We start from the raw sequence: 7,542 nt of genomic DNA, 5'->3' as shown, positions 1-7,542 counted from the left end.
CGCACCCAGAAGCCGCATGACTGAATTGTGAACTGTCGCACGCGTTGAGAGCAAGCAACGTCGCGTATTGCAGAAAAAAGCCGGTCAATTGCCGCCGCTAGCAGTTTTGGGAAACGAAGCGCTAGAAAGAAATTTAAATAATAATTGTTCACTTTTCTCTACTTATTGATTGAAATCACAGGTGCGCACCGTATAATTTGCACGTTTTTTGCGGCTTGACTCAAAAGAGCAAAGGCAGTTTTATACGACACGCGACATACCCCCATCGGGGTAGGAGAGTTTCAGCGTCATATCAGTGTCCATTTACAGAGTGGAATTTACCCGGACCGTGTTGCTTTTGCAGCTGGTGACCTTTGTCGTAATCGGCGCACTGTTTTTTGCCCTGAAAGATCTGACGTGGGGCGTGTCCGCCTTAGCGGAGGGACTGGCAGCCTAGCTGCCGAACGTGTTGTTTATAATTTTTGCTTGGCGCCACCGGGCAGGACATGAAATAACAGGGCGGCTCGCCTAGACTTTTGCGTTAGGCGAAGTGCTAAATGTGTTCGTTACTGTTCTCGTGATTATCGTGGTGCTGGGAGTGTTTAAGGCGGTGTTTACGCTGCTGGGACTGACTTGATTATCGGTGCTGATTATGCAAATTGTCGCACCGGCTGTAATTAACAACAAAGGGTAAGAGCATCATGGTTGCAGGAGAAATCTCTACGCCGCAAGAATACATAGGTCATCATCTGAATAACCTTCAGCTTGACCTGCGTACCTTTGAGCTAGTGAATCCACAAGACGCTCCGACGACGTTCTGGGTACTAAATATCGACTCCATGTTTTTCTCTGTGGTGCTGGGACTGGTGCTCTTGGTGCTGTTTCGCAAAGTTGCGAAATCAGCGACCAGCGGCGTGCCAGGTAAATTACAGGCCGCCGTTGAGCTAGTTGTTGGCTTCATTGACGACAACGTGCGCGACATGTACCACGGTAAAAGCAAACTTATCGCTCCACTGGCCATGATGATTTTCGTCTGGGTGTTCTTGATGAACTTCATGGACCTGCTGCCAATCGATCTGCTGCCGTACATCGGCGAGCATGTCTTTGGTCTGCCAGCGTTGCGTGTGGTGCCTTCTGCTGACGTGAACGTCACGCTGTCGATGGCCCTTGGCGTATTTATTTTGATTCTGTTCTATAGCATCAAGATGAAAGGCATTGGCGGCTTTACTAAAGAGCTGACTCTGCAACCCTTCAACCACCCTGTATTCATTCCGATCAACCTGATTCTGGAAGGTGTGAGCCTGCTGTCCAAACCGGTATCTCTGGGTCTGCGACTGTTCGGAAACATGTATGCGGGGGAATTGATTTTTATCCTGATTGCCGGTTTGTTGCCGTGGTGGTCACAGTGGATTCTGAATGTGCCATGGGCCATTTTCCACATCCTGATCATTTCGCTCCAGGCTTTCATTTTCATGGTCTTAACGATTGTCTATCTGTCAATGGCATCTGAAGAATTCTGATTTTTTCTCAACACTACTGCGTTTTAACTGAAACAAACTGGAGACTGTCATGGAAAACCTGAATATGGATCTGCTGTACATGGCTGCCGCTGTGATGATGGGCCTAGCGGCAATCGGTGCTGCGATCGGTATCGGCATCCTCGGAGGCAAATTCCTGGAAGGCGCCGCACGCCAACCGGATCTTATTCCTCTGCTGCGTACGCAGTTCTTTGTTGTAATGGGGCTGGTGGATGCAATCCCAATGATCGCTGTTGGTCTGGGTCTGTACGTGATGTTTGCTGTCGCGTAAAAACCAATAGTTCATCGCCAGCGTTTGTGAGCGATGAACGGCTTCTGGCCGCTGCTTCGGCAGCGGTAGAAAAAGTTAACTTAACAATGAGGTATTGTGCTGTGAACATTAACGCAACAATCCTCGGCCAGGCTATCGCGTTCATCCTGTTTGTCCTGTTCTGCATGAAGTACGTGTGGCCGCCGCTTATGGCTGCTGTAGAAAATCGCCAGAAAGAAGTTGCCGAAGGCCTTGCTTCTGCTGAACGTGCCAAGAAAGATTTGGATCTCGCGCAGGCTAATGCGACCGACGAGCTGAAGAAAGCGAAAGAAGACGCTCAGGTCATCGTCGAGCAGGCGAACAAACGCCGGGCGCAGATCTTGGACGAAGCGAAAGCTGAGGCTAAGCAGGAACGTAACAAGATCATCACTCAAGCGCAGGCAGAAATTGATGCCGAACTTAAACGTGCACGTGAAGAGCTGCGCAAGCAGGTCGCGATGCTGGCTGTTGCTGGCGCCGAGAAAATCATTGAACGTTCCGTGGATGACGCTGCTAACAGCGACATCATTGATAAACTGGTCGCTGAACTGTAAGGGAGGGGCTGATGTCTGAATTTACTACCGTAGCTCGCCCCTACGCTAAAGCCGTTTTTGACTTTGCGGTTGAACATCAAAGTATCGATCACTGGCAGCAGATGCTAGCGTTTGCCGTCGAAGTGGCTGGCAATGAACAGGTATCAGAACTTCTTTCCGACTCTCTGGTGCCGGAAGCGTTGTCTGGAGTGTTCATCGCGATCTGTGGTGACCAACTCGACGAAACCGGTCAGAACCTGATAAAGGTGATGGCTGAGAACAAACGTTTGCCAGCGCTTACCGCTGTTCTGGAACAGTTCATCCAACTGAATGCCGCACATGATGTGACCGCTGAGGTTGAAGTTATTTCTTCCACGATATTGAGCGATGAACAGCTGACCAAAATCAGCAGCGCGATGGAAAAACGTCTGTCACGCAAAGTTAAACTGAATTGCAAAATTGATAAGTTTGTAATGGCAGGCGTAATCATCCGTGCGGGTGATATGGTCATTGACGGAAGCGTACGCGGTCGTCTCGAACGCCTCGCAGACGTCTTGCAGACTTAAGGGGACTTGAGCATATATGCAACTGAATTCCACCGAAATCAGCGAACTGATCAAGCAACGCATTGCTCAGTTCAATGTAGTGAGCGAAGCTCACAACGAAGGTACTATTGTTTCTGTAAGTGACGGTATCATCCGCGTCAACGGCTTGGCCGATGTGATGCAGGGTGAGATGATTGCCCTGCCGGGTAACCGTTACGCTATCGCACTGAACCTAGAGCGCGACTCTGTTGGTACCGTAGTGATGGGCCCATACTCTGACCTCGCCGAAGGCATGAAGGTTAAGTGTACTGGCCGCATCTTAGAAGTTCCGGTCGGCCGTGGCCTGCTGGGCCGCGTAGTGAACACTCTAGGTGCTCCTATCGATGGTAAAGGAGCTATCGACAACGACGGTTTCTCACCGATCGAAGTGATTGCACCATGCGTGATTGACCGTCAGGCTGTTGACCAGCCTGTACAGACTGGTTACAAGTCTGTCGATTCAATGATTCCAATTGGCCGTGGCCAGCGTGAGCTGATCATCGGTGACCGTCAGACCGGTAAAACCGCAATGGCGATCGATGCGATCATCAACCAGCGCGATTCCGGTATCAAATGTGTGTACGTTGCTATCGGCCAGAAAGCCTCTACCGTTGCTAACGTGGTACGTAAACTGGAAGAACACAACACGCTGGCTAACACCATCGTTGTGGTTGCAACCGCATCTGAGTCGGCTGCTCTGCAATACTTGGCACCGTATGCCGGTTGTGCGATGGGCGAATATTTCCGTGACCGAGGTGAAGACGCACTGATCGTGTATGATGACCTGTCTAAACAGGCTGTTGCTTACCGTCAGGTTTCTCTGCTGCTGCGCCGTCCACCAGGGCGCGAAGCGTTCCCTGGCGACGTGTTCTACCTCCACTCCCGTCTGCTGGAGCGTGCTTCCCGCGTGAGCGCCGACTATGTTGAGCGTTTCACCAACGGTGAAGTAAAAGGTAAAACCGGTTCACTGACTGCGCTGCCAATCATTGAAACCCAGGCGGGTGACGTTTCTGCCTTCGTTCCAACCAACGTAATCTCGATTACCGATGGTCAGATATTTCTGGAAACCAACCTGTTTAACTCCGGTATTCGTCCGGCGGTTAACCCGGGTATTTCGGTATCTCGTGTAGGTGGTGCTGCTCAGACCAAGATCATCAAGAAACTGTCCGGTGGTATTCGTACCGCGCTGGCACAGTATCGTGAACTAGCTGCGTTCGCTCAGTTCGCCTCCGATCTGGATGAAGCAACCCGCAAACAGCTGAGCCACGGTCAGAAAGTGACAGAGCTCCTGAAACAGAAACAGTATGCGCCGATGTCTGTCGCGCAGCAGGGTCTGGTGCTGTTTGCCGCCGAGCGTGGTTTCCTGAATGACGTTGAACTGGCGGAAATTGGTAGCTTCGAAGCCGCACTGCTGGCTTACGCGGATCGCGATCACGCAGAGCTGATAGCTGATATCAACCAGTCTGGTAACTATAACAGCGAAATCGAAGAGAAGCTGAAAGGCCTCCTCGAAACGTTTAAAGCAGTCCAGTCTTGGTAATGTCTGGCGGCTTGTCCCTTCGGGGGCAGGCCGCGAGGCCTTGAGGAGAAGCTTATGGCCGGCGCAAAAGAGATACGTAGTAAGATCGGCAGCGTGCAAAATACGCAGAAGATCACCAAAGCGATGGAAATGGTCGCCGCCTCTAAAATGCGTAAATCGCAGGAACGCATGGCGGCCAGCCGTCCTTATGCAGAGACCATGCGCAAAGTAATTGGTCACATTACGTTAGGGAATCTGGAATACAAGCACCCTTACCTAGAAGAGCGTGACGTTAAACGCGTCGGCTATCTGGTCGTGTCCACCGACCGCGGGCTTTGTGGTGGTTTGAACGTTAACCTGTTCAAGCGAGTACTGGCTGATATGAAGACTAGGGCTGATAAAGGCGTCGAAAGTGATATGGCGGTTATCGGTTCCAAAGGTCTGTCATTCTTCAGCTCTGTTGGCGGCAACGTGGTTGCTCAGGTTACCGGGATGGGTGATAAACTTGCCCTGTCTGACCTGATTGGTCCGGTCAAAGTGATGCTTCAGGCATACGATGAAGGCCGTCTTGACAAGCTGTTTATCGTCAGCAACAAATTTATCAACACCATGTCTCAGACTTCACAGATCGTACAGCTGCTGCCATTACCGCCAGCAGATGATGCGGAAGGCGTTGTGAAGAAGAGTACCTGGGACTATCTGTATGAACCGGATCCGAAAGCGCTGCTGGACACGTTACTGCGCCGCTATGTCGAGTCTCAGGTTTACCAGGGTGTTGTCGAAAACCTAGCCAGCGAGCAGGCCGCGCGAATGGTGGCAATGAAAGCTGCAACCGATAACGGCGGAAACCTGATCAAAGAGCTGCAGTTGGTATACAACAAAACTCGTCAGGCCAGCATTACCCTCGAACTTACCGAGATTGTCGGTGGGGCCTCCGCGGTTTAACTAGGTTTAATGAATTAGGTAGAGGATTCAAGATGGCTACTGGAAAAATTGTCCAGGTAATCGGCGCCGTGGTTGATGTCGAGTTCCCTCAGGATGCAGTACCACAAGTGTACAGCGCCCTTGAGGTTAAAAATGGTGATGCTCGTCTGGTGCTGGAAGTTCAGCAGCAGCTGGGTGGTAACATGGTTCGTACCATCGCCATGGGTTCTTCAGACGGCCTGAAGCGCGGTCTGGAAACTGTCGACCTTGAGCACCCGATCGAAGTACCTGTTGGTGTTGCAACGCTTGGCCGTATCATGAACGTGCTGGGCGAGCCAATCGATATGAAAGGCGACATCGGCGAAGAAGAGCGTTGGGCGATTCACCGTTCAGCACCTTCTTACGAAGATCAGTCAAACTCGCAGGAACTGCTGGAAACTGGCATCAAGGTTATCGACCTGATGTGTCCGTTCGCTAAGGGCGGTAAAGTCGGTCTGTTCGGTGGTGCGGGTGTAGGTAAAACCGTAAACATGATGGAGCTGATCCGTAACATCGCGGCTGAGCATTCAGGTTTCTCGGTATTTGCCGGTGTGGGCGAGCGTACTCGTGAGGGTAACGATTTCTACCACGAGATGACTGACTCTAACGTTATCGACAAAGTGTCCTTGGTTTATGGCCAGATGAACGAGCCACCAGGGAACCGTCTGCGTGTAGCGCTGACCGGTCTGACTATGGCTGAGAAATTCCGTGACGAAGGTCGTGACGTACTGCTGTTCATCGATAACATCTACCGTTACACCTTGGCCGGTACTGAAGTTTCAGCACTGCTGGGTCGTATGCCTTCTGCGGTAGGTTATCAGCCAACGCTGGCGGAAGAGATGGGCGTTCTGCAGGAACGTATCACCTCGACCAAAACCGGTTCAATCACTTCCGTTCAGGCCGTTTACGTTCCTGCGGATGACTTGACTGACCCGTCACCAGCCACCACCTTTGCGCACTTAGACGCCACAGTGGTACTGAGCCGTCCGATCGCTTCACTGGGTATCTACCCGGCGGTTGACCCACTGGATTCTACCAGCCGTCAGCTGGATCCACTGGTTGTTGGTCAGGAACACTATGACACTGCGCGTGGCGTTCAGTCACTGCTGCAGCGTTATCAAGAACTGAAAGACATCATCGCCATCCTAGGTATGGACGAACTGTCAGAAGAAGACAAACTGGTGGTAGTACGCTCACGTAAGATGCAGCGTTTCCTGTCCCAGCCGTTCTTCGTGGCAGAAGTATTCACCGGTTCTCCGGGTAAATACGTGTCCCTGAAAGATACCATCCGTGGCTTTAAAGGCATCATGGAAGGCGAATTCGACCATATACCAGAGCAGGCTTTCTACATGGTAGGTTCCATCGAAGAAGCCGTGGAAAAAGCGAAGAAACTGTAATTTCAGTTTCTCTGGAGGTTAACAATGGCTATGACTTTTCATCTGGACGTTGTCAGCGCGGAGCAGCAGATGTTCTCCGGTACCGTACAGAGCATCCAAGTATCAGGTAGCGAAGGTGAGCTGGGTATTCGCCAAAACCACGCCCCGCTCCTGACCGCCATTAAGCCCGGTATGGTTCGCATCGTTAAGCAGCACGGCGAAGAAGAGGTGATTTACCTCTCCGGGGGCGTGCTGGAAGTGCAGCCTAGCGCGGTTACCGTGCTGGCTGACACTGCGATCCGCGGCAGCGATCTTGATGAAGCTCGCGCGCTGGAAGCGAAACGCAAAGCCGAAGAGCATATGAACAGCTCGCACGGTGATGTTGACTTCGCCATGGCGTCTGCAGAACTGGCTAAAGCGATCGCCAAACTGCGCGTGATCGAGTTGACCAAGAACGCAATGTAACTCAGGTTTAAGTTGTTCGAGTGCCAGTCGGAAACTGACTGGCATTTTTTTGCCCTAATCCCGCCACTCGCTGCGCTTCAGGCTAGGCTGTGTCCCTTAATCACCTGAGCTATAGTAACTGCCTGTTTCCACAACACATTGAACTATGGCTCGTTACGATCTTTCCGATGAAGCATGGGCTCTCATCCAGCCCTTATTACCAACTGAACCAGTAACACCACGGGCCGGACGCCCATGGGCAAAACACCGTATGATCATCAATGGTATGTTCTGGGTGCTGTGTTCAGGCGCTCCAT

9 protein-coding genes and 1 pseudogene are annotated in these 7,542 nt (G+C 51.6%); all 10 read left to right on the top strand.

Annotation, left to right across the window (positions count from 1 at the left end):
- Positions 1–289: 289 nt before the first annotated feature.
- Positions 290–616: pseudogene (locus tag BBW68_RS06925) on the top strand (ATP synthase subunit I).
- Positions 617–680: 64 nt separating this feature from the next.
- Positions 681–1,499, top strand: a complete 819-nt coding sequence (gene atpB / locus BBW68_RS06920; protein WP_070134563.1) for a F0F1 ATP synthase subunit A — start codon at positions 681–683, stop codon at positions 1,497–1,499.
- A 49-nt stretch (positions 1,500–1,548) separates the two neighbouring features.
- Positions 1,549–1,788 (top strand): F0F1 ATP synthase subunit C, encoded by a 240-nt coding sequence (gene atpE / locus BBW68_RS06915; protein WP_003849523.1) that lies wholly within the window; start codon positions 1,549–1,551, stop codon positions 1,786–1,788.
- A gap of 101 nt (positions 1,789–1,889) precedes the next feature.
- Positions 1,890–2,360 carry a F0F1 ATP synthase subunit B gene (atpF, locus tag BBW68_RS06910; protein ID WP_070134562.1) on the top strand — a complete coding sequence of 157 codons (471 nt, stop codon included), beginning with the start codon at positions 1,890–1,892 and terminating at the stop codon, positions 2,358–2,360.
- Between the two features lie 11 nt (positions 2,361–2,371).
- Positions 2,372–2,905 (top strand): F0F1 ATP synthase subunit delta, encoded by a 534-nt coding sequence (gene atpH, locus BBW68_RS06905; RefSeq protein ID WP_070134561.1) that lies wholly within the window; start codon positions 2,372–2,374, stop codon positions 2,903–2,905.
- Positions 2,906–2,921: 16 nt separating this feature from the next.
- The gene (atpA, locus tag BBW68_RS06900; protein ID WP_070134560.1) at positions 2,922–4,463 is read left to right on the top strand and encodes a F0F1 ATP synthase subunit alpha; all 1,542 of its coding nucleotides are present in this window, start codon (positions 2,922–2,924) and stop codon (positions 4,461–4,463) included.
- 54 nt (positions 4,464–4,517) lie between these two features.
- On the top strand, positions 4,518–5,387 hold the full coding sequence (gene atpG / locus BBW68_RS06895) for a F0F1 ATP synthase subunit gamma (RefSeq protein WP_070134559.1): 870 nt from the start codon (positions 4,518–4,520) through the stop codon (positions 5,385–5,387).
- A 32-nt stretch (positions 5,388–5,419) separates the two neighbouring features.
- Entirely contained in the window at positions 5,420–6,802 is a 1,383-nt protein-coding gene (gene atpD, locus BBW68_RS06890; RefSeq protein ID WP_070134558.1) for a F0F1 ATP synthase subunit beta, read from the top strand.
- A gap of 24 nt (positions 6,803–6,826) precedes the next feature.
- Positions 6,827–7,246, top strand: coding sequence for a F0F1 ATP synthase subunit epsilon (locus tag BBW68_RS06885; RefSeq protein WP_070134557.1), 420 nt, complete (start codon positions 6,827–6,829; stop codon positions 7,244–7,246).
- Positions 7,247–7,391: 145 nt separating this feature from the next.
- Positions 7,392–7,542: transposase (locus BBW68_RS16120; protein ID WP_148127579.1), on the top strand; the 151-nt coding region annotated here is incomplete at its 3' end.

It is taken from the genome of Candidatus Erwinia dacicola (assembly GCF_001756855.1).
GTDB classification, from domain to species: Bacteria; Pseudomonadota; Gammaproteobacteria; order Enterobacterales; family Enterobacteriaceae; genus Erwinia; species Erwinia dacicola.
This window is presented reverse-complemented; position numbering and strand designations above follow the sequence as displayed.